Here is a 23667-nt window from a genome sequence, read left to right as displayed (position 1 = left end):
AAAAATTTAGATTTTATTTGTGATTATTAATATATTCAAAAGAAAGAATAATTGTATCTACAGAAAGGTAGTAAACAAAAAACGCCGTACACATTGTACGACGTTTTTCTAATCAATTTTACATAACACTAAACTGTCGCAGGAGTTACGGGTACTTCTACAACGTTTTTTTTACTGAACCTTACTTTGACTCTGTTCACGATAAAGAATAAACATGGTACAATAATTAAGGTTAAGAAGGTAGCTATAATCAATCCATAGATGACGGTCCATGCCAATGGACCCCAGAAGATTACATTATCACCACCTAAATATATTTTAGGATCTCCAGTACTGAATAACGAGAAAAAGTCTAAATTAAACCCAATTGCTAACGGGATTAACCCTAATACGGTAGTAATTGCAGTTAGTAGTACAGGTCTTAAACGTGCTCGTCCTCCTTTGATAATAAGTTTCATCACTTCATCATTTGGGAGTAGATCTTTTTCAGGTACATTAAGTTCTACTTTCTTACGATCAATCAGGAGTTGTGTGTAATCGAGTAGTACTACCCCGTTATTTACAACGATTCCAGCAAGGGATATAATACCCATCATGGTCATCATGATTACAAAAGAGGCACCGGTAATCAAAATACCACCAAATACTCCTATAAAACTCAAGAAGATGGCAATCATAATAATAGTAGGTTTAGAAACCGAACTAAACTGAAAAATTAAAATTAACATAATAAGACCTAATCCTGAAAAGAAAGCGCCCATTAAGAATTTCATTTGTTTATCTTGCTCTTCAATTTGACCAGTATAATCAATGTCTACACCTCTTGGAAGTTTAGGAAAACTAGCCATTTCTGTTTGAATTTGTGAAACAATGGCCGCTGCGTCTACAAAACCTGGTTCTAAACCAGAATATACAGTAACTACTCTTTTGGTATCTCTATGTTTTATAGCACTAAAAGAAGAAGTGTTTTTTTGCGATGCCACTGCCGAAACAGGGATTTCTTTTAGTCGTCCAGTTGCTTGATCTCTAAAAGTGATGTTTTGGTTAAAAAGAGCACTCGTATTATATCTGTTTTCTTCGTTAAAACGAACATAGATATCATAATCTTCACCATCTTTTTTATAAACTCCCGCTTTTTCTCCAAAAATAGAACGACGTAACTGATTTCCAACTTGTCCAGCTGCAACGCCTAATTCTCCGGCTTTTTCACGATCAACTACCACTTGCATGGCAGGTTTCCCTTTATTTACATCAATTTTGAGTTCTTCAATACCAGGAATATTTTTTTCGTTGATGAAGTTTCGCATTTGTTCTGCAATATTAATCAACTCATTATAATCGGGCCCTTCGATTTCTATATTTATAGGGTATCCAGCGGGTGGGCCAACTGGATCTTTTTCTACAGAAATCGCTATACCAGGGTAAATTCCTTTAAGAGTTTCTTGTACTTTTTGACGCAACACCTCAGAATCTTTCCCTTTTCGATATTTATACTCGCGCATGGTAGCGGTAATTTTAGAACGATGCGGCATTTCTGCACTACTTCCCCCATCAGTCTGTGGATTTCCTGCACCTTCGCCAACTTGAGAAACTGCAGATTCTACAAGAAAATTAAAGTCATCGCCTTTATCAATATATTCTGAATCGTTTACAACAGCATATACTCGTTGTTCTATTTCTTTGGTGATCGCATTCGTTTTATCGATATCGGTTCCTTGAGGATATTCGACATAAACCACAATTTGATTAGGTTTGTTATCTGGAAAAAATTCAAATTTGGTACGTTGACTACCTACAGAAGCCCCAAACATGGCAAATACCACAAATAGTAATAGAAAAGTACCAATGGTGAAGGTGTATGCTCTCCAGCCTTTTAAGGCAAAAGTTAAAAAACGTTGATATCTATTTTCTAGCCACGCTAATATTCTTTGTTGAAAGAAATTAGCAGCACCTTTCAATACATATCGATATATCCAAAACATAATGGCAGTAAAAATCATTAAACTTCCTAAGCCACGTACAGGTCCACCAACGACCAAAATAAAAATACCTAATCCTCCTAAAATAATACTTAAACGAATCAGTTGTTTAAGAGTAAGTTTCTTTTCTCCGATTTCCATAAATTGAGAAACCAACATTGAGTTGATAAAAATGGCAACAAAAAGTGATGACCCCAGTACTACAGAAAGTGTAATTGGGAAGTAGATCATAAATTGTCCCATTACACCAGGCCACATCCCCAGAGGTATAAATGCAGCTACGGTAGTAGCTGTAGAAATGATAATAGGAAAGGCAATTTCGCCAATTCCTTTTTTTGCAGCTTCTATACGAGACATGCCTTCTTCCTCCATTAATCGATATACGTTCTCAACAACTACAATACCATTATCCACCAACATTCCTAATCCCATAATTAAGGCAAATAAGATCATGGTGTTCATAGTATACCCCAAAAGAGATAAAATCATAAAGGACATAAACATCGACATTGGGATAGCAAATCCAACAAAAAGTGCATTTCTAAAGCCTAAAAAGAACATCAAAACACCAACAACTAAGACAATACCAAAGATGATATTGTTTACCAAATCACTTACCTGGTTATTTGTTTTTTCTGATTGATCATTTGCCACAGTAATATCAAGATCCCGTGGGAATATATTTTCTTCTGCATCAGCAATAATAACTTTGATCTTTTCTACAGCTTCGATCATGTTTTTTCCAGAACGTTTCATAACGTCCAACATCACTACACTGTGTCCAAATTCTCTGGCATATGTAGTTTTATCTTCTTCTTTAAAATTGACCGTAGCGATATCTCTTAAATAGACCGCTCCATCTTGAGATTTTACAACAAAACCGTCTAATTGTTTGGGTTGATCTATTTCTCCAAGTATTCGTATGGTACGACGTTGCCCACTGGTGATCATGTTACCGGCAGAAACAGTCATATTGCCGTTACGAATGGTATTAATAACATCGTCAAAGCTCACCTTTGCAGCCATCATTTTATAGATATCTACAGCGACTTCTACTTCTTTTTCCTGTGCTCCACGAATTTCAGCTTTTTTAATCTCTTTTAGATCTTCAATTTCATCTTCAAGATATTCTGCATATTCTTTCAGTTTTTCAACAGGGTAATCACCAGCAATATTAATGTTCATAATTGGAGTCTCTTCAGAGATACTCAAATCAAAAACATTAGGTTCTACCTTGGCTCCATTAAAAGTAGGCCAGTCTTCGTTTGCTTTTTCAGAATCTACTTCATCTTTAACCTTTTGTTTGGCTTCTGCAACTGTAAGTTCTTCTTCAAATTCTATTGTGATAATCCCATAATCTTCCTGAGAAGTAGAAAGAATTTCTACAACATTACTTACATTTTTTAACTTGTCCTCAAGAGGGTCGATGATTAATCGTTCTATATCTTCTGCTGTGTTTCCGGGATAAGGGACACTAACATAAATCTTGGTTTCGTTGATCTCAGGAAAGTTCTCTCTTGGCATAGAGAAATATGCCGAAAGCCCTAAGACCAGGAATATACCGATCATTACATATATGGTAGTAGGATTGTTTATCGCCCAAGACGCTAACCCAAATTCTTTATCTACCTTTTTCTTATTAACTTCCATAGGGTATGTTAGTTTAAAATTTTAACTTTTTGACCGTCTTTAACACTTCTGGCACCTTCACTAATAATAGCGTCTCCATTATTAATACCTTCTATAATTTCTATTAGGTCTCCTTGTGTTTTTCCGGTCTTTATGATTACTCTTCTGGCTTGTGCTATGTTTTGTGCATCTTTTCCAGAAGTAACATACGTATATTGATCTCCTTCTGCATTTTCAGAAATAATACTTTGTGGTATCAATATGGCTTTTTCATTTGTATAATCATTGATTTTTACTTTGGCTGTAAGGTTAGGTTTAACAGTTCCTCCGTTTGAAGGAATACCCACTTCTACCATAAAAGAACGGTTGTTTGGGTTAATATAATTACCCACCTGACGGATTTTTGTAGTAATCGTTTTTCCTAGAACCGGGAAATATACTTCTACATTTTTACCTTTAGTAATATTGGGGATATAACGTTCAGGAACTTCGGTTTCGATATACATATCATCAAGGTTGACGATACGAATTAATGCTGTTTGTCCTGGAACAGCAACACTTCCTTGTTCAGTGATAACGTCATCAATAACTCCAGAAAAAGGAGCGTTAACTGTTGTTTTTGCCAATTGACGTTTGATTTGATTTACAGCATTTTGCTGTGCCTCATAATTAGTCTTAGCTTCCAAATATTGTATTTCTGAGCCAATTTTCTGATCCCAAAGTCTTTTTTGACGATCAAAAGTAGTTTTTGCCAATTGTGTTTGTACTTCTATTTGCGATAATTGTTGACTTAATCCACCATCATCAATTCTGGCTAATATCTGTCCTCTGGATACTTTTTGTCCTTTTTTAACATAAACTCGTGTAAGGATACCACTCATCTCAGGATAGAGTACAATATTTTTTTTAGTTTCTACATTTCCCTGTAATTCTAGATAGTGGTTAAACAAAGTGTCCTTTGCCATAATTGTAGTAACCAACGGAAGTTTTTTTACAGAATCCAAAGCAGAGATAGCTTCATCCAGTTGCTTTAATTTATCAGCAACGGCTTGTTGTTCTGCTACAACTTCTGTTCTTTTAGCTCTAATTGCGGCCAAATCACCTCCTTCTATGACTTTATCGATTGACTTGGCACTATTTTGTCCACATGAAATGATAAGAAGAGAAATGGATAGTATGGTAAGTATCTTTTTCATAATATGGTTAATTATTAGTATTTGGTGTATTTAAAATCGTTTCTAATTCAGCCTTTTTGTTAATAATATCAAGCATGGCATTTAAAGCATCATTCTGTGAAGAATACAATTGTAATTGTGCTTGTCTTAATTCGAAACTGGTGGCTAGACCTTCTGAGTACTTAATTTGATTCTTTTTCTCGATTCGTTCTGCAAGGGTTAAATTTTGTTTTGCAGTATCATAACTTTCTATCGAAAATTTAAAATCACTTACAGCAGTATCATATTTAAGTTTAATTTCTTGTTGAGTTCTTAAAAAATCAGTTTTTGATTGTTCATCTGCTATTTTGGCTTGTTGAGTTCGAGAACTTCTACCTAATGAGCTAAAAATTGGAATGGTCAAGCTTGCACCTAATATTGAAGATTGAAACCATCTCGTCTGGCTGTCAAAGAAAACAAAATCATCATCAAATGCTGAAGTACCATAGTTTACAAATGCTGATAACTTAGGCAGGGCTTTACTCTTTTCTAATTTTAATTCTAATCGTGTTTGTTCGGTAAGAAGGTAGGCTAACCTGTAATCTATATTATTTTCTAAAATAAAAGGTTTAGTGATTACAGATTGATCCATGTTTTTCATTGCCAAACTATCTAAGTCTTCAGAAAGAACAGTGTTTGAATTCACATCTACTCCTAAGGTAAGGTTAAACATTTGCAGTGCAATTTTTTCTAGACGTTCTGTATTACTTAATTGATTTTTAATTTGTAACAAAGTAATTTGAAGTTGCTCTACATCTTCTTCTTCTGCAAGCCCATTTTCAAAAATCTTTTTGGTTTCCTGATAATTTTTTTCAAGAGCTTCTACATTATTTTTAAGAATTTGTACACTTTCCTGAGCAACAAGTACACTGCCATAAGCGTTTATGACTCCTTTGCGGACTTCGAGTTGTGTTTTTTCTTCAATATCATCGCTGTATTGAAGAAAACTTTTTGCAGCTTCAATGCCTACAAGATAAGAGCCATCAAAAATAAGTTGTCTTAATGTTGCAGTTGCAGATGCCTGTTGTTTGGTTCCAAAAACTACAGGAACGAAAGTACCGGGAGTTCCACCAGCTACTTCGCCAGGAATTAAAGTAACGGGTTGTTTTAATTGATTTTGATAATCTATAACACCTTCAATTTGAGGAAGTCCACTAGCGGTAGCTTCCCATTTTCTTTTCAATGCTTTTGCAACATCTCGTCTGGCGTTTATAGATTGGTAGCTATTCTCAAGTGCAAATTCGATAGCTTCATCCAATGTGAATGAATATGTAGAATTGACTGGTGGTTGCTGTGCCTGTATTGTGACACTGAATAGCCAACCTAAACAAATTAACCAAAGGTTGTTTCTCATGTTTATTGTTCTTTAATAAGATTGTTTAAAATTGTACGTCCTTTTTCTGTGGTAATGCCAAGAATATGATACTCCAGATAGTTGTCCATAAGTTGAGCTACCGGAAATAGTTGATCGGGAAACATTACCTTGTCTTTTATTCCATTGGTACCGATAAAATATATTCGAGATATAAATTCGATATCTATGTTTTTTCTAAAAACACCTGTTTCGATTCCTCTTTTGAGGTTATCCACTACACATTCTTTAAAAACTTCAAATTGTTTTGCTTTTAATCCTTTATGTATTTTAGGGTAATATTTTTCTAACTGATATAATGGTGCTGCTTTTTCATTTTTAAGATGATGCATTACAAAGGCCTTTATGGCATATAATTCTTCTATAGGATCAAAATTTTCGTTTAAAATATCATCAATACCATTAGATATAGTACAGAACAAATGATGAGTTGTAGCCTCTACAAGTTTAGTCTTGTTCTGAAAATGGGTGTATATAGTCTTTTTGGAAATTCCCATTTCTGAGGCTAGATCATCCATCGTTACACTTTTAAAACCTAGGTTCAAAAACAGGTCATTGGCTTTTTCTATTATTTTCTCTTTCATAAGAGGTTGAGCTTGTTTTGAGGTCAAAAATACACATGGAAACTAAAAAAACAATAATAGTTTCCTAAGTTTCACAATTTTTTAACATTGAAATGGGGTTTGGTCATGTTGTGTTAACAAAATGTTTTAAATCAGAGAGGTGATTGGTTTTACTTTTTTAAAAAGTTTGAATTACTTTAGCACAAAAAAATCACTGTGCATACAATTTCTGATTATCAAGGGTACTTTTTAGAATACCTATCTAAGAAAACAATTACTAAAGAACCCAAGAATCTTTATGACCCCATTTCTTATATTCTTAATTTAGGAGGGAAGCGATTACGACCGACTTTGGTGTTAATGGCTTCCGAAATTTTTGGAGGAACATATAAGGATGCTTTGGATGCGGCATTGGCCATAGAAGTTTTTCATAACTTTTCATTAATCCATGACGATATTATGGATGATGCCCCTCTTAGACGGGGTAAAGAGACTGTTCATGAAAAATGGGATATAAATACAGGAATTCTTTCTGGAGATGCTATGTTGATTAATGCTTATCAATTGTTTGAGAATTATGAAGGAGATACTTTTAAGGAATTAGCTAAATTATTTACTAAAACTGCAATAGAAGTATGCGAAGGTCAGCAATATGATATTGATTTTGAAACTAGGGATGATGTAACCATTCCCGAATATATCAAAATGATCGAATATAAAACTGCTGTTTTGGTAGGAGCTGCAATGCAAATGGGAGCTATAGTTGCCGGAGTAAGTAAGGATAATAAATCATCGATTTATGATTTTGGCAGATTACTAGGGCTTGCATTTCAACTTCAGGATGATTATTTAGATGCATTTGGTGATCCTGAAACTTTTGGTAAACAAGTGGGAGGGGATATTATTGAAAATAAAAAGACTATTTTATATCTAAAAGCCTTGGAATTTGCTAGTAAAGATGAACAAAAACAATTAAAAGGATTATTTTCTCTTAACCCAGATGATCCTTCAGAGAAAATAAGTACAGTAAAACATCTTTTTGAAACTACTGGAGCAAAAGATAAAACGCGATTAGAAATTGAGAAATATACTAAAGAAGCTTTTGATGTTTTAGATGGTTTGTCGATTACAAATGATAAAAAATCAATACTTAAGTTATTTGGCTCATCATTAATGAATAGAAGTGTCTAAAAAGAATAATTTAACATCTGCAAAGCAATTATTGGATGAAGTGGTTAATTCTAAGTTGTATCCGCAATTTTTGGTTCAAATACAGAAAGATATTAATCGAGCAGGTATAGATTATAGTATTAAAAATACCGAACCATTAAAGGTGTTTCATGAAATAAGAGATTTGCTTAGCGAGAAATTACAAAATACATTTAATGATTATATAAATCTCTTATACGCAGTTGATGTCTCTGAAGCAAAGATCAGAAATACCAATCTAGAAGATAGTAATGCCATTGCAGAATATGCTGCATATCTAATACTAAAACGAGAATGGCAAAAGGTGTGTTACCGAAATATGTTATAAAATCCATAAGGCTTATGAAACGATATGCTAGTATTCTATTTTTGTTCTTTTTGACTTTTGGTTATGGTCAGGATACTTTTGATAAAGTAAATAATTCATATGAAGAGTTTCTGAGTAGATTAGCTAAGAAAGATACGTTGATTAAAAATAGGACTAAATATTATGAGTGTTCTGAAAGTTTTTCAGGAAGAATTGAATTTTACTTTCAGGAAAAAGAATTAAGACTGATACAACATATTTATAAGCAAGGGTTTGGTAATGATGTGTTTTTGGAAAATTATTTTATAGAAAAAGATACATTAAGATTAAAGACTTCAATTTCTGAAATTATACATTTAAACTCTCTTTATCTAAAAAGTTCGCAAGGGTCATCGTCAACTACGATAGAAAAAGTTGTAGAAGTTATCGAAAACAGAATGTTTTTTAAAAAGGATCTTGTTACGGTATGTTATGAAAGAAGGCATGGAGAAAAAATGAGTGAATGGAATCAAGAGTATTTTGAAGCCTTAGCTTTTGAAAAAGGTAATTGTATTGAAGATGTAGAGGATATACGTTATAAATATAGATTGCTCAGAAAAGCTGAAACAAGATTACAGAATTATTCTAACAGAAAACGAGCTTGTATTTTTCATATGTGGTAATGGTATTAAAACAGAGTATTATAAATTAGTAATAATTTGTTTTTTTTCTTTAGGTTTCTCGTAAATAATAACAGATTTAAATTTGTTATTTGCAGAACCAATATAGCTTTTTCCAGTTTTTACATTTAAAAATCTCCAATGGTATCCGTTCTCGGTTTTCATAATTTTAGATAGAGCAAAATTATTGATTGGATTACCAGTATATTTTTCGATAATATGGTTTACTTGTATCGCTATTTCATCAGGATTTGACTTATTGTCAACGATTATAGCTGGACTCTCTTTTTTCTTTATTTTATAATATTTGCTTGTGGCACTGGGGTCTGCAGATAAAACTTCTTTAGGTCCAGAACAGGAAGAGATAAAAATTAGACAAGCAAGGGTCGTTAAAAAAGATAATAGTGTAAAGTTTTTCATTTTCTATAGTTTGTGTTTTAGGTATTGAGTTCATACACTTAAAAGCATTTCTTAGGTGCTTTTAATACTATACAGTTACATAACTGTATAGTAAACACTAGGGGAAGAAAAGTATATATTTATTAGGGCATAAGTCCATCCCAAGGACCATGTATATACTTTGTATATATCTAACGAATATATAATGAAAAACCCTACCGTCTTTGATACATAAGAATTACATAAAGCAATATTATGAGCGTAGAGGTTTTTAATAAGATTCAAAAATATAAAAAATAAAATATATAGAAGAAATTTAGTATTAGTATTAAAAAACACTCTTGTAAACAGAGCATGAACACCTCTGTAAGGGTTTCTTGTTGTGTGTAATTTAAATTTTATTCTCTGTTTTGAAATATTAAGCTAAAACCTATACCCCATAAACAGGGATTTTATTTTACCTACAAAAAGTGATTCCTATATATTCTTGATGATTTAGGTTTGTTATGACAATATTCTTTATTAACAAATCATTTTAAATATCATGATAACAACAAAAAAAATCAATGTATTAATCTGCGCTTTTATAGCAGTATTATTTTTCTCTTCTTGTGAGAGTGATGATCCTGAAATTGAACCGCTTAATCAGTTAGCAGAGGCGCCTCTGCCGATTTCTTTAGAGGAATTAAAAGAAAAATCTTTTGAATCTTCATCTTTCAGCTCTAATAAGGCATTAGGAGACAATATTGCTACCTGGGGAACCGTCGAAGGAGCGTATTTTGAAAAACAAGGAAACTCGGTGTTAGAAAATCCTAATCAAGGTAGTGTGATTGGGACATTTCCAATATCATTAGAGGGTATAAATTATACTTATATTACAAATGTTTCTAACAATCAACTCATTGCATTACCTACTTGGAGTATTAATAATCTGGCTTTAGCTTATATTCAAAATACAGATACTAAGGCTTGGTTACCCTATATGGAAGTTAGATATGCTGTACAACAGTCAAGTAATTTTGAAATAGAGTTTTCAAGTCTTACTGATCGATATGCAACAGCAAGATGGGACAGAACTGCTTTTGCAGGTTTTAGATATGACATTTTTTTACAAGGTGAGAAAATAGAAGAAAACTTAAATGATCCTCGGGCGCTTTATGTATTTAGAAGATTAGAACAAGATACATTTTATGCAGTAAAGATTATAGCAAAATCAGATGATGGTTCACTACGAATTAGGTATGTTTCATTTAGAACCCCTAAGGCCATTACAATATCTAATTTTGATATGACACTAAATAATATTTCTACTAATGGCTTATCCATATCTTGGACAGCTCCTGTTGTAACAAATACATCAGAATTAGAGTATCGAATTGTTGTTGGTTCTAAGCAGTTTTTTACGACAGAAACTTCGATACAAGTTAATGATATAACACCAATATCTCTTGATATTCATGTGATAGTAGAAGCCATTGCAGGTAATCAACTTTATAGTACTCGTTTGGCTAAACATTCAGATTTTAGATTGTCGGGACAGCCAGTAGAGGATAATAGTATTTCATTTTATGCATATCAAGCTTCAGCTAATCAAGGTATTGCTAGATTAGAATGGAATCCACCTAGTGCTCCTGATGGTAAAGATTTTAACTATGCTGTATATGTAAATGAAACGCTGTATGCACAATTGCCTAAGGATGTTAATGCTATAGATTTATATCTGTATAGTGATGTTAACCCATATGATTCGGTAAGTATACAGGCAATTTTTGCAAATGGTACTTCTGCGACATCAAGATTAACAATAATCACAGAAGAATTTTAGATAACATATAAAAATTATAGATAAAAAGGCTGGTTATTTAGATCAGCCTTTGTTTCTTAAAAAAATACCCTTACAAAAGGGGCATAAGCACTTCCATAAATACTTTTATCATCATCGTATAAAACATCATATCTAATTCCAATACTTACAAAATCCATTCTGTACCCAGCACCAACAAATAGTGCAGGATACCAATAGTCATCAGTGATTGTTTGGTCCTGAAACTCAATCCGTCGATGTACTCCCATTTCTTCAAATTCAGCAGAAAGCTGCAATTCAGGAAAAGGACTAAGTAAAGTAATTACACTGCCTCCATAGTTAGTGCTGTTTCCTTCTTCATTAAAACGATCATTTTCAAAACTACTGTATCCAAAATTTAATCCTACTCCAGCACTAAACCATTCATTAAATTCATAAACAGCCGCAGGTGCAATCACTGCATTAAAAGTATTATTAGAAAACCCAATCCCCAAATTACCTCCGAATCGTACATTAGACCAAAAATCGTCATATTGAGCAGTACCTTTTTGTAAGGAAAAAAAAATAAAAAGCACTAACGTAAGAATTCTAATATTTTGATAACTGTTTACTTTCATTGTTAATTTTATAAAAAATTGTAAGATAAATATAAATAATTCAATACTTAATATACCGTAATTGTTGTATTTTTGTGGCGTTTTATTATTTAAAAGACAGTTGAATACTTACATATGGATAAATATTCATTTTTAAATGCGGCTAATACCGCATTTTTTGCAGATTTATACGATCAGTATCTGCAAAGCCCCGATAGTGTAGAACCTAGTTGGAGAGCATTTTTTCAAGGTTTTGATTTTGGAGTAGAAAATACTGATGGATCAGGAGAGACCATATATGTTGAGAAGACATCTGAAGAAACTGTTACCGTTCCCGAGAATGTACAGAAGGAATTTCAGGTTGTAAGATTAATAGACGCATATAGAACTCGTGGCCATTTGTTTACCAAAACAAATCCGGTAAGAGATAGAAGAAAATATACACCTTCATTAGCTTTAGAAAATTTTGGCCTTAGTCAGGCTGATCTTAATACTGTTTTTAATGCAGGAGAAATTATTGGGATAGGTCCTAATACACTGAGTAATATAATTGTTCATTTAGAAGAAATATATTGTGACTCTGTGGGTATTGAGTATATGTATATTCGTAACCCAGAAGAACGAGAGTGGATTCAGGCAAGGATTAATTTTAATTCTAATAGAACTAAGTTTTCTGTTGATCAGAAAAAACATATTCTTAAAAAACTAAATCAAGCGGTCTCTTTCGAGAGTTTTTTACATACCAAATATGTTGGCCAAAAACGATTCTCTCTTGAAGGAGGTGAATCTCTTATTCCTGCTTTGGATGCTCTTGTAGAAAAAGCTGCAAATCTTGGAGTAAAAGAATTTGTAATGGGAATGGCTCACCGTGGTCGTTTGAGTACACTTACCAATATTTTTGGCAAGAGCCCTAAAGATATTTTTAGCGAATTTGATGGTAAGGATTATGAAGAAGCTGTTTTCGATGGAGATGTAAAATATCACTTAGGATGGACATCAAAGCGTAAAACCGATTCGGGTAAGGATATAAATATGAATATAGCTCCAAATCCATCACATTTGGAAACCGTAGGTGCTGTAGTTGAAGGAATTACCAGAGCAAAACAAGATCGACATTATCAAGAAAATACATCAGAAGTACTTCCGATAATTGTACATGGAGATGCTGCCGTAGCCGGACAAGGATTGGTGTACGAGATTGTACAGATGGCTAAGTTAGATGGTTATAAAACAGGAGGTACTATTCACATTGTGGTAAACAATCAAATAGGATTTACAACAAATTATCTTGATGCGAGATCCTCGACATATTGTACCGATGTTGGTAAAGTAACATTGTCTCCAGTATTACATGTGAATGCAGATGATGCAGAGGCAGTGGTTCATGCTACAAATTTCGCATTAGATTTTAGAATGAACTTTAAGCGCGATGTATTCATCGATTTACTTGGATATCGTAAGTATGGACATAATGAAGGAGATGAACCACGTTTTACACAACCAAAATTGTATAAAGCAATAGCAAAGCATAAGAATCCAAGAGATATTTATGCAGAAAAATTAATTACAGAAGGAATCATTGATGCAGATTATGTATCTAAGCTCGAAAAAGAATATAAAGCATCGCTGGAAGAGGAATTAGAAGATTCTCGTAAACAGGAAAAAACGGTGATAACACCATTTATGCAAGATGAATGGGCTGGTTTTGAAAGAGTACAGGAAGATGAAATGATGGTCACGGTTGATACTGCGTACCCTAAAGATAAATTGACAGAAATAGCAGAGATAATAACAAAACTTCCTTCTGATAAAAAATTCCTTCGAAAAATCGAGCGATTAATTGATCAAAGACATAAAATGTTCTTTGAAAATAATAAATTAGATTGGGCGATGGGTGAATTACTAGCCTATGGTTCTTTACTCAAAGAAGGTTATGATGTAAGAATGAGCGGGCAAGATGTAGAAAGAGGAACTTTTTCACATAGACATGCTGTTATCAAAGTAGAGGATAGTGAAGAAGAAGTACTGCTATTAAATAATCTAAAAGGAGATCAGGGAGATTTTTATATTTATAACTCCCTACTCTCAGAATATGGAGTATTAGGATTTGATTATGGTTATGCCATGGCTAGTCCTGATACACTTATGATTTGGGAAGCACAATTTGGAGATTTCAGTAATGGTGCACAAATCATGATTGATCAATATATCTCTTCGGCAGAGGATAAGTGGAAATTGCAAAATGGACTTGTAATGTTATTGCCTCATGGTTATGAAGGACAGGGAGCAGAACATTCATCTGCCAGAATGGAACGATACCTACAACTTTGTGCTAAAGACAATATGTTTGTTGCTGATGTGACTACACCAGCTAATATGTTTCATTTGCTTCGTAGACAAATGAAAGCAAAATATCGTAAACCATTAGTTGTGTTTACTCCAAAGAGCTTGTTACGTCACCCTAAAGCGGTTTCATCTGTAGAAGAATTTGCAACTGGAAGTTTTCAAACGGTTATTGATGATGCAGATGCTAAGGCTACACATGTAAAATCATTGGTCTTTTGTACTGGGAAATTCTATTATGATTTATTAGAAGAAAAAGAAAAGCAAGATAGAAAAGATGTTGCTTTAGTAAGAGTAGAACAACTCTTTCCTATACCAGCTGCCGAAATGGATAAACTGATAAAGAAATATAAAGCCGATGAGGTGGTATGGGCGCAAGAAGAACCACGTAATATGGGTGCATTAAGTCATATGATAATGAACTACGACAGCGCAAAAACATTTAGATTTGCAAGCAGAAGAGCGTATGGGGCACCAGCAGCAGGATCTGCAACCAGATCTAAACGAAGACACCAGGAAGTAATCGATTATGTTTTTGATAAGACAAAGAATAATCAGAGATAATTGAAGTTTAATAATAATTATAGATTAAAACCTTTCCAAGGGAAATTATATAAAGGATAAATTCAGAATTATGGCTTTAGAAATGAAAGTCCCATCACCGGGAGAATCTATTACAGAAGTAGAAATAGCTCAATGGCTTGTTGAAACTGGTGATTATGTAGAAAAAGATCAGGCAATTGCCGAGGTAGACAGCGACAAAGCAACACTAGAATTACCAGCAGAAGCGAGTGGAATTATTACACTTAAGGCTGAAGAAGGTGATGCAGTAGCTGTGGGTCAGGTCGTGTGTCTTATTGATACAGATGCACCTAAACCTGAAGGTGGTGCAACGGCTCCAGTTGCAGAAACTCCAAAAACAGAAGAGAAGAAAGATACTCCTGCTCCTGCAGCAGCACCTGTTAAGACAGAAACATATGCAACAGGAACTGCTTCTCCTGCAGCTAAAAAAGTGTTGGCAGAGAAAGGTATTGATGCAGCAGAGGTAAAAGGTACAGGTCGTGATGGCCGTATCACCAAAGCAGATGCAATAGATGCTAAACCTTCTTTGGGAACTCCCGGACTAGGAAGTAGAGGAGAAGAGCGTAAGAAATTGTCAATGCTTCGTCGTAAGGTGGCAGAGCGTTTGGTTTCTGTTAAAAATGAGACTGCAATGCTAACCACATTTAATGAAGTGGATATGCAGCCTATCTTTAATCTTCGCAGTCAATACAAAGAAGATTTTAAAAGTAAACATGGAGTAAGTTTAGGGTTTATGTCTTTCTTTACTCTTGCTTGTGTACGCGCATTGAAATTGTTCCCTGCTGTGAACTCTATGATTGATGGTAAAGAAATGATTTCTTATAATTTTCAAGATATTAGTATAGCAGTTTCTGGCCCTAAAGGATTAATGGTGCCAGTAATACGTAATGCAGAAAATTTAAGCTTCAGAGGAGTAGAGTCAGAAGTAAAGAGATTAGCAATACGAGCTCGTGATGGTCAGATTACTGTAGATGAAATGACAGGAGGAACTTTTACAATTACTAATGGAGGTGTATTTGGAAGTATGTTATCCACTCCGATTATCAACCCTCCGCAAAGTGCTATTTTAGGAATGCATAATATTGTTGAGCGTCCGATAGTAAGAGATGGTCAGATTGTAGTTGCACCAATTATGTATGTTGCGTTATCTTATGATCATAGAATTATTGATGGAAAAGAATCTGTAGGATTTCTGGTAGCCGTAAAAGAAGCGTTAGAAAATCCAGAAGAATTATTAATGGATAATAATGTGGCTAAGGCATTAGAGATGTAGTCACAATTTATATAGTAATACAAAAAAGTCCCAAAGGTTTCAGAATCTTTGGGGCTTTTTGATTATAGAGAATTTCATATGAGAAGTGCTATAAAATCTTTTTTTTTGAAAATATTCTCGATAGTTTTTAAAATCTAGAAAAAATTAAAAACAACGTTGTTATTAAATTAGGATAAGTACCGGTTTCCTAAAATTACCATTCATTCTCTTTTTTACACTATATATCCTTACAGGATCAAAATATCTTTGCCTTGTTATTAATAATTTAAACAATTTAGAAAAATAGATTATGAGTAAAAGAGCATTAATTATAGGTGGAAGCAGTGGAATCGGAAGAGCAACTGCGCAAAATTTACTAACAGAAGGTGTTGAGGTACATGTTGTAGGTACTAATGACAGTAAACTTGAAGCATTCAAAAAAGAGGTTTCAGGTAATCTGCATACTCACAAAGTGGATATTACAAACAGCTCAGAAGTAGCTGCATTAAATCAGAAAATAGAAGGATTTGATAATCTGGACTATCTAGTAAATGCTTCTGGTATTTTTGGTCCAAAACCATTTTTAGATCACACTGTAGCAGACTATGATTCATATCAAGATCTTAATAGAGGATTCTTTTTTATTACCCAAACAGCTGCTAAGAAAATGAGTAAAACAGAAGGTGGTTCTATTGTAAATGTAGGATCAATGTGGGCTAAGCAAGCTGTAAAAGCTACGCCTTCTTCTGCATATTCTATGCAAAAAGCTGGGTTGCATTCATTAACACAACACCTTGCTATGGAATTAGCAGATCACAAGATTAGAGTAAATGCGGTTTCTCCTGCAGTTGTGGAGACTCCAGTTTATGAAGGTGTTTTTGGAGGAAAACAAGAAGCACATGATGCACTACAGAACTTTCATGGATTTCATCCGATAGGTAGAAACGGAAAAGCACAAGATGTTGCAGATGCGATTTCATATTTACTTTCTGATAAAGCGGGATGGGTAACCGGTGCTATCTGGGATACTGATGGGGGTGTAATGTCAGGAAGAAACTAAATAGTGCAATATTCTGAAGCTGTCCTTTGTGTAAATATTGTTAGACTTCAATCGATTGGGAGTTTGTTGTAGAACCTTATTTTCAAGGTAGCTTCTATTTTTATTAACTTTAAATTATAGACGTATGTATGATATGAATAATCTAAAGCAATTAGGTGCTTTAGGAAAAAATGCAGGATCTGCTATGAAGGCTTTTCAGGCATTAGATCAAGCTGCTCTTGCAGATGGTGTTATACCAAAAAAATATAAAGAACTTATGGCGGTAGCGGTAGCGTTAACAACACAATGCCCATATTGCCTTGAGATACATAAAGATCATGCTATTGCTGCAGGAGCCACACAAGAAGAATTGGCAGAAGTTACTTTTGTAGCTGCAGCTTTACGAGCTGGTGCGGCAGTAGTACATGGGACTCATTTAATGGATAAATAATGGCAAATAACACCGCTAAATATATTATAGTTGGTGCAGGTCTTTCAGGTCTTACCTCGGCTTATATGTTAGATAAGCTGGGGGAGACCGATTTCCTTATCTTAGAATCAAGAAACCGTATTGGCGGTCGTATCTTAACAGAAAATGGGGTTGATTTTGGAGCTACCTGGTTTCAGAATCATCATCAAAACGTAATTGATTTACTTAATGATATACAGGTAGGTAAATTTCATCAATATAGTAAAGGAAAAAGTGTGTTGGTCTATAATACAATGGCACCAGCACATTATTTTGAGAATGACCCCAACTCTCCATCTGCTTTTAGAATTGAAGGAGGATCCAATGCAGTGATTGCATCACTCGCAATGGTGAATAAAAATAAAATAAGAACATCAACAACTATTTCTGAAATTAAAGAAGATGACGATGGAGTTAAGGTAGTTACGGATAATGGGGTGTTTAAAGCAGAGAAAGTAATTGTCACGATACCACCTCGTATCGCGACACGGATATTATTCTCTCCCGAACTTCCAGAACTGCTTGTAAAAACAATGAAAAATACACATACCTGGATGAGTAATGCAATAAAAGTTGGAATGACATTTAAGACTCCATTTTGGAGACATAAAAACTTTTCGGGGACACTCATAGGTCAAGTAGGAGCAGTTACAGAATTATATGACCATAGTGATGCAAATGAAAAGAAATATTCATTAATGGGGTTTGTAAATGAAGGATTGCGTGATGTGTCTAAGGAAGAACGAAAGACAAGAATTCTAGACCATTTACAAAAATACTTGGGAAAAGAGGTTCTCGAATATATTACATATCAAGAAAAAGATTGGTCACTAGATAGGAATACATCTTGTGATAGCATCAAATCTATTTATATGAGTCCCAGATACGGAGATTCAAATTTTAAACATTTTTATATGAATGGAAAAGTACTTTTTTCGGGAGCAGAAACCTCTCCTGTTTATGGAGGGTATATGGATGGAGCTATATATAGTGGTATTTCTGCAGCAAAAAAAATAATAAGTAGTTTCTAAAGTAAAAACAAAATAAGCATTTTAATTGTTGTTTTTTTTAGTTTAGGTATAGAGGTGTCTTATTTCTATAAAATAGTAATTGTATTTTTGATAGAAACCGTTTATAGATAATCAAGTGAAAGATTCAAATATTAAGATAGAAAAGTACCATCTTCATAAAGCGCATCCAGAAAAACTTCAGTTTGAGGTGTATGATCTAAATGAGTATCGTCAAAAAAGCGGAGAAAAAGCTGCTGTTGCTCATTCTCATAGTTATTATCAGATTATTTGGTTTTTTGAAGACGGGGGAGAGCATGTTGTAGATTTTAAAACCTATGTGATTAAAAAAAATACAATTCTGTTTATACCCAAAGATCATATTCATGCATTTGATCATAATCTAGATGTAAAAGGGTGGCTCATTCATTTTAATGAAAGCTTTTTTATGCATAACGACGTAGATGTTTTTTTAAAGTATAATATATTTAATTCTCAAGAAAACCCTTGTTATGTAATTGATAAAGAAACTGCAATAACAGCTTCTTCCTATATGGATTTAATTAGAAAAGAGCTTTCACAAAGAGATATGTTTGGTTATGAAGATATTGTTCGGTTTTCATTAAAATCACTACTTATAAACTTGGAACGTATTCATCGAATTGAAGGAGATACAAGTCTTCAATTTAATAATCATTATGAACTTCAGTTTGCTAAATATAAAGAACTCATAGAAGAGAATTATGAGAAGGGATTATCGGTTAGCGAGTATGCAGAACTGCTCAATGTATCATCAAAAACCCTAACAACAATTACTAAAAATGTAGTAGGTAAATCAGCATCCCAATTAATATCAGAACGAATTATTCTCGAAGCTAAGAGATTACTTAGGTTTACAGCCTTACAAATAGGAGAAATTGCTTTTAAAGTTGGTTTTGAAGATGCATCTTATTTCGTAAAATTTTTTAAAAGACACGTGGGGAATTCTCCAGGAGGATATAGAAATGAGGTCACTCATTAATTATTATCTGAGTACTACATTTTAGTGGTTTATTAAAATGTAATTTTCTTCTCTTACTTATGACAAAGAGTATACATAAAGTTTTAAAATCAAATACATGAAATTAGATATGTTGGCAATTGGTGCACATCCTGATGATATAGAATTGGCATGTTCGGGAACTATTGCCAAAGAAATTGCTAAAGGTAAAAAAGTAGGTGTTCTTGACCTTACAAGAGGAGAATTAGGTACTAGAGGTACTGCAGAAATAAGAGATACAGAAGCTAAAGCAGCTGGAGAAATTCTAAATCTTTCAGTACGCGAAAACCTTGCATTTAGAGATGGTTTTTTTGTTAATGACGAGAAACATCAAATTGAGGTTATTAAGATCATAAGAAAATACAAACCAGAAATTGTTCTGTGTAATGCTGTGCATGATCGCCATGTAGACCACGGAAAAGGAAGTAAATTGGTGAGTGATTCTTGTTTTTTATCTGGATTAAGGAGAATAGAGACCTTAGTCAATGAAGAAAAACAGGAAGCATGGAGACCCAAGCATGTATACCATTATATCCAGTGGTATGATATAAAGCCTGATTTTATAGTAGATATAAGTGATTATATGGATGTGAAAATGGAAAGTATTCTTGCGTATCGTTCACAATTTTATGATCCGTCTAGTACTGAGCCAGAAATTCCTATCTCTACTAAAATGTATAGAGAAAGCATAAAGTATAAAGCCTATGATTTAGGCCGGATTGCGGGAGTGCAATATGCTGAGGCTTTTACTACAGAACGATATGTAGCTGTAGATTCTGTTTTTGATTTGATTTAGTCTTTATATGATTACTCAAAACAAGTAACTTTTAAGCAATAGATTTCTTATACATTGTAAAAAAGAAAAATGGCAGATAACCAATGGCAAAAACAAAAGCCCCGATGAGTAATAATATTTCTGTCCCTTGTAAATGCATTATTTTAAACAAAACAGATAGTCCTGTAATTATTGCAGCAGTTAGACCTAATATAATTTTCATTCGTTCAGAAATTGCTTTAGAAATTGCAACTTTATAACGGTCAAAAGCATAAAGAGGCATGAAGATAAGTAAAAGCGCTAAAAAACCAGTCATTAGAAGTACATTGGCGCCTGGATACCAGAGTAGTTTAAAGGTAACACCTATTGTTAATGTTACTGAGCCAATAAAACCGATTAAATACATTAATTTTTTCATAAGTAATATTCGTTTAGAGTTTAGTAAAAAAAATGTTTTATGTTCAATATCAGTTAAGCCATTAGGAGCTAATTCTCTTATGGCTTCTTCTAATAAATGATCGAATTGTTTTCCTTTTCCAAGTTGACTTTCTATGACGCAACATAAGTGATCTATAATATCATCGTGTAAGGATTGTATTTTTAATCCCTGCTTATCTACATAATCACGTATATTATCTTCTTGTTCAGAGGTTAATTTCATATTGTTTTTAATGGATTGAAAATGACTTTGTTTAAAGTGGCTATAAAATCAATAAGTTCCTGGACATGTATTATTTTTTCTTTTTTTCCTTTTGGAGTTAAGAAATAATACTTCCTCACTCTTTTTCCAATGTATACTTCTTCAAAAGATAGCAATCCATCTTTAGTCATTTTTTGTAGAGCAGGATATAGAGACCCATCTTTAAGTAAGATCTTTTCATCAGATAGTTCTTTGACTTTCTTAAAAATTTCATAGCCATACATTCTGTCATTTTCTGCTAATAAATTTAAAATGATTACAGAAAGTGTTCCTTTAAGCAGTTCTTTTGAATACATAGTTCAAATATACATAAAATAACAATACATCATAATTCTATGTATAAATTTTTAAAATTGCATGCAGGAAACTTTTTAACTTAGGATGAAGATGAACATAAGTATATTTTAAAAGCTATTGTGGGTTAATGACTATAGTAAATAAAGAGAGTTACCCAAAAAAAGTAACTATATTCTTTATATTTGAGATATATAGTTACCTTGGTGATAATGTTGAATGACTACAGTAAAACAGAAAAAGTACTCTTAAAGAAAACAACGAATATTCGAACAGATTATGAGTAAATTAAATATTGAGAATAGTATATCTAAGAATAAAAACATTCTAATAGACTTGTCTAATGAAAATGATAATTCTGATGATTTGATATATCTAATAAATAATTTCTGTGGTGTAGTTCAGAAAAGTATCTCAGAAATTCCAAATACCCTAAACAAAATTAGAGTGTATGCAATTGGAGATATTAAGCAAATTGAAAATGAACAGAATACTTATTTTATAATTGAAGAACTCTCATATAATTATGAAAACATAAATAAAGAAAATTTTCAAATAGTAAAACTTGGTGAAGTCCCAATAAATGTTCATAATGCTGGAGTTTTTTATAGAAATTTTTTCAATAATGATGACTATTTCACTAAAATTAAATCGGAACATAAATTCCAACATTTAACCGAGTCAAATAAGCAATCATTAGCGTTAAGAAAAGGAATATATTTGACCAAAATTACCAAAGAGGAGGCCGAAGGCGAAAAAGAAAAATTACATTTCCATCTTTTGAGATGTTCTAGTAACTTAACAGGACCAACAGAGAATTTTCGTGAAACCGACCACCATATTGTAGACTCATTAAATGATGCTATAAAATTTGATTTTGAAAAAGAAACTAAATTGAATCATGTATTGGCACAGATTTATGAAAACAAAAAGAAAAGTGGACATAATTCAAAAGAAGTAAAAGCAAAAATCAAAGCACATTCTGATAAAACTAAGGATATGCCAAAAGAAGGGCTTATAGTCTTTTGTACATTTTATGATAAAGACAATTTCGAAAAATTGATGCCTTCAAAAACTGACAAATTTGATTGGTGCTATAAAAAGGCAAGTGGATTAACAAGACTTCATTTCAAGCTAAAACCTTCGGTTAATGATGACTCTTTAGAAAAAGAGTTTAGCGTAATTCTATATCCAAATTCTGCATTTTTAATACCCCTTTCGACAAATAGGCTATATACTCATGAGATAAGACCTTCTGTGTTAAATATTGATAAAATTCCTACAAGAATGGGGTATGTAATTCGTTGTTCAAACCTGGAGGCTACTTATATGAATAATCAAACATATATTAAAGAAAATGGTGAACTCATAAAACTAGAGCAAATGAATAATGAGTCGATGGAGGATTTACGAAATACATATTACGAAGAAAATAAAACGGAAAAAATAGTGGATTACGGTAAAATTCATTTTAGTATGAATTCGGGAGACTATGAAAAACCAATATATTAACCTGAACTTATTTAGAATTATCGATGAATAATACTGACTTTTATAAAATTACTCTACCCTTTGGTCAAAATTTGTTTAATAAATTATTTAATACAATAGAATTTGAAAATATTGGAAATGGTAGAATAGGAAATCATTTAGTTAAAGTTTGTGATTCTGGGATTCCAATTGTCAGAACAACTACAAAATATAATATTCCTGCACATAATTTTTCTTCAATACATAATATGATTGTAGATAGTATAAAAGATAATATCCAAAATGAGAATTTAGAATATTTGCCTTCAATAAATTTCAATAATGCTTTAATAGAGGTGTATGATTCTAAATACACTAAAATGAAATATCATTCAGACCAATGTTTAGATTTGATTTCTAACTCTTATATCGGACTTTTTTCATGCTATGAAAGACCTGATGAACTAACAGAACAAAACATAAGAAAACTTAAAATTAAGAACAAAATAACGAATGAAGAATTTGCGATTTCTTTAACTCATAATTCATTTATTTTGTTTTCATTACCAACAAATTCAAAGTATTTTCATAAAATTGTTTTAGAATCCATACCAAAACAAAAACCTCTCAAAACAGAGAATAAGTGGTTAGGAATAACCTTTAGAGAATCTAAAACATTTATTCAATTTAAGAATAACTTACCCTATTTTGCTAATGGTAAATTATTAGAGTTAGCAACTGATAATCAAAAAATCGAATACTATAAATTGCGGGGAGAAGAGAATAAAAATGTAAATTTTATTTACCCTCAAATTAATTATACACTGAGTAAAGCTGATACAATTATTCCAAAAGATATATAAGTTTTACAAAAATGACTGTACCTAATAGCATGTATAAAAATATTAGGAATTATAATACCTATTCTTATTCATGACGTTAAACAATCCATTTCTATGTAATCTC

General features: G+C 32.8%; 21 protein-coding genes. 13 read left to right on the top strand and 8 right to left on the bottom strand.

The annotated features are described in order from the left end of the window. Window positions 1–128 precede the first annotated feature (128 nt). From FOF46_RS07275 to FOF46_RS07260, 4 genes are read right to left on the bottom strand one after another with little or no spacing between them, the layout of a single operon-like run. Window positions 129–3629 carry an efflux RND transporter permease subunit gene (locus tag FOF46_RS07275; protein ID WP_143915989.1) on the bottom strand — a complete coding sequence of 1167 codons (3501 nt, stop codon included), beginning with the start codon at window positions 3627–3629 and terminating at the stop codon, window positions 129–131. Window positions 3630–3637: 8 nt separating this feature from the next. Next, on the bottom strand, window positions 3638–4804 hold the full coding sequence (locus FOF46_RS07270; protein ID WP_109435760.1) for an efflux RND transporter periplasmic adaptor subunit: 1167 nt from the start codon (window positions 4802–4804) through the stop codon (window positions 3638–3640). Between the two features lie 7 nt (window positions 4805–4811). Next, the gene (locus tag FOF46_RS07265; RefSeq protein ID WP_109435759.1) at window positions 4812–6176 is read right to left on the bottom strand and encodes a TolC family protein; all 1365 of its coding nucleotides are present in this window, start codon (window positions 6174–6176) and stop codon (window positions 4812–4814) included. A 2-nt stretch (window positions 6177–6178) separates the two neighbouring features. Continuing rightward, on the bottom strand, window positions 6179–6778 hold the full coding sequence (locus tag FOF46_RS07260; RefSeq protein WP_109435758.1) for a TetR/AcrR family transcriptional regulator: 600 nt from the start codon (window positions 6776–6778) through the stop codon (window positions 6179–6181). A 195-nt stretch (window positions 6779–6973) separates the two neighbouring features. Here FOF46_RS07260 and FOF46_RS07255 point away from each other — a divergent pair, with 195 nt between their 5' ends. The 3 genes from FOF46_RS07255 to FOF46_RS07245 are packed head-to-tail and all read left to right on the top strand — an operon-like array spanning window position 6974 to window position 8935. Next, complete coding sequence (locus FOF46_RS07255) at window positions 6974–7948, top strand: polyprenyl synthetase family protein (protein ID WP_143915988.1); 975 nt, start codon at window positions 6974–6976, stop codon at window positions 7946–7948. Beyond that, window positions 7941–8294 carry a hypothetical protein gene (locus FOF46_RS07250; protein WP_109435756.1) on the top strand — a complete coding sequence of 118 codons (354 nt, stop codon included), beginning with the start codon at window positions 7941–7943 and terminating at the stop codon, window positions 8292–8294. The genes FOF46_RS07255 and FOF46_RS07250 overlap by 8 nt, the downstream gene beginning before the upstream one ends. Before the next feature lie 14 nt (window positions 8295–8308). Next, on the top strand, window positions 8309–8935 hold the full coding sequence (locus tag FOF46_RS07245) for a hypothetical protein (RefSeq protein ID WP_143915987.1): 627 nt from the start codon (window positions 8309–8311) through the stop codon (window positions 8933–8935). An 18-nt stretch (window positions 8936–8953) separates the two neighbouring features. Here FOF46_RS07245 and FOF46_RS07240 read toward each other — a convergent pair whose 3' ends face one another. Next, window positions 8954–9352 carry a hypothetical protein gene (locus FOF46_RS07240; protein ID WP_109435754.1) on the bottom strand — a complete coding sequence of 133 codons (399 nt, stop codon included), beginning with the start codon at window positions 9350–9352 and terminating at the stop codon, window positions 8954–8956. A 523-nt stretch (window positions 9353–9875) separates the two neighbouring features. Between FOF46_RS07240 and FOF46_RS07235 the strand changes: the two genes are divergently transcribed. After that, complete coding sequence (locus FOF46_RS07235; protein WP_143915986.1) at window positions 9876–11156, top strand: hypothetical protein; 1281 nt, start codon at window positions 9876–9878, stop codon at window positions 11154–11156. 56 nt (window positions 11157–11212) lie between these two features. Here FOF46_RS07235 and FOF46_RS07230 read toward each other — a convergent pair whose 3' ends face one another. After that, on the bottom strand, window positions 11213–11752 hold the full coding sequence (locus tag FOF46_RS07230; RefSeq protein WP_235010938.1) for an alpha-ketoglutarate decarboxylase: 540 nt from the start codon (window positions 11750–11752) through the stop codon (window positions 11213–11215). A gap of 114 nt (window positions 11753–11866) precedes the next feature. Between FOF46_RS07230 and FOF46_RS07225 the strand changes: the two genes are divergently transcribed. From FOF46_RS07225 to bshB1, 7 genes are all read left to right on the top strand, one after another. Then, window positions 11867–14638: a 2-oxoglutarate dehydrogenase E1 component gene (locus tag FOF46_RS07225; RefSeq protein WP_143915985.1), complete on the top strand. Its 2772-nt coding sequence runs from the start codon at window positions 11867–11869 to the stop codon at window positions 14636–14638. A 70-nt stretch (window positions 14639–14708) separates the two neighbouring features. Beyond that, window positions 14709–15929: a 2-oxoglutarate dehydrogenase complex dihydrolipoyllysine-residue succinyltransferase gene (gene odhB, locus FOF46_RS07220; protein ID WP_143915984.1), complete on the top strand. Its 1221-nt coding sequence runs from the start codon at window positions 14709–14711 to the stop codon at window positions 15927–15929. A 289-nt stretch (window positions 15930–16218) separates the two neighbouring features. Then, entirely contained in the window at window positions 16219–16968 is a 750-nt protein-coding gene (locus FOF46_RS07215) for an SDR family NAD(P)-dependent oxidoreductase (protein WP_109435750.1), read from the top strand. Between the two features lie 133 nt (window positions 16969–17101). Further along, window positions 17102–17398: a carboxymuconolactone decarboxylase family protein gene (locus tag FOF46_RS07210; RefSeq protein WP_244299583.1), complete on the top strand. Its 297-nt coding sequence runs from the start codon at window positions 17102–17104 to the stop codon at window positions 17396–17398. Beyond that, window positions 17398–18447: a flavin monoamine oxidase family protein gene (locus FOF46_RS07205; RefSeq protein ID WP_143915982.1), complete on the top strand. Its 1050-nt coding sequence runs from the start codon at window positions 17398–17400 to the stop codon at window positions 18445–18447. The genes FOF46_RS07210 and FOF46_RS07205 overlap by 1 nt, the downstream gene beginning before the upstream one ends. Window positions 18448–18562: 115 nt before the next feature. After that, the gene (locus FOF46_RS07200) at window positions 18563–19444 is read left to right on the top strand and encodes a helix-turn-helix domain-containing protein (protein WP_143915981.1); all 882 of its coding nucleotides are present in this window, start codon (window positions 18563–18565) and stop codon (window positions 19442–19444) included. A gap of 97 nt (window positions 19445–19541) precedes the next feature. Next, the gene (gene bshB1, locus FOF46_RS07195; protein ID WP_143915980.1) at window positions 19542–20258 is read left to right on the top strand and encodes a bacillithiol biosynthesis deacetylase BshB1; all 717 of its coding nucleotides are present in this window, start codon (window positions 19542–19544) and stop codon (window positions 20256–20258) included. Between the two features lie 31 nt (window positions 20259–20289). Here the strand turns inward: bshB1 and FOF46_RS07190 are convergent, their stop codons facing one another. Continuing rightward, window positions 20290–20898, bottom strand: a complete 609-nt coding sequence (locus tag FOF46_RS07190; protein ID WP_143915979.1) for a hypothetical protein — start codon at window positions 20896–20898, stop codon at window positions 20290–20292. Further along, window positions 20895–21233, bottom strand: a complete 339-nt coding sequence (locus FOF46_RS07185; RefSeq protein ID WP_109435744.1) for a PadR family transcriptional regulator — start codon at window positions 21231–21233, stop codon at window positions 20895–20897. The genes FOF46_RS07190 and FOF46_RS07185 overlap by 4 nt, the downstream gene beginning before the upstream one ends. A 277-nt stretch (window positions 21234–21510) precedes the next feature. Here FOF46_RS07185 and FOF46_RS07180 point away from each other — a divergent pair, with 277 nt between their 5' ends. After that, entirely contained in the window at window positions 21511–22743 is a 1233-nt protein-coding gene (locus FOF46_RS07180) for a hypothetical protein (protein ID WP_143915978.1), read from the top strand. Between the two features lie 23 nt (window positions 22744–22766). Then, window positions 22767–23564, top strand: coding sequence for an alpha-ketoglutarate-dependent dioxygenase AlkB (locus FOF46_RS07175; RefSeq protein ID WP_143915977.1), 798 nt, complete (start codon window positions 22767–22769; stop codon window positions 23562–23564). The last annotated feature ends 103 nt before the right edge of the window (window positions 23565–23667 follow it).

Source organism: Aquimarina algiphila (genome assembly GCF_007489275.1).
Taxonomy (GTDB): Bacteria; Bacteroidota; Bacteroidia; order Flavobacteriales; family Flavobacteriaceae; genus Aquimarina; species Aquimarina algiphila.
This window is presented reverse-complemented; position numbering and strand designations above follow the sequence as displayed.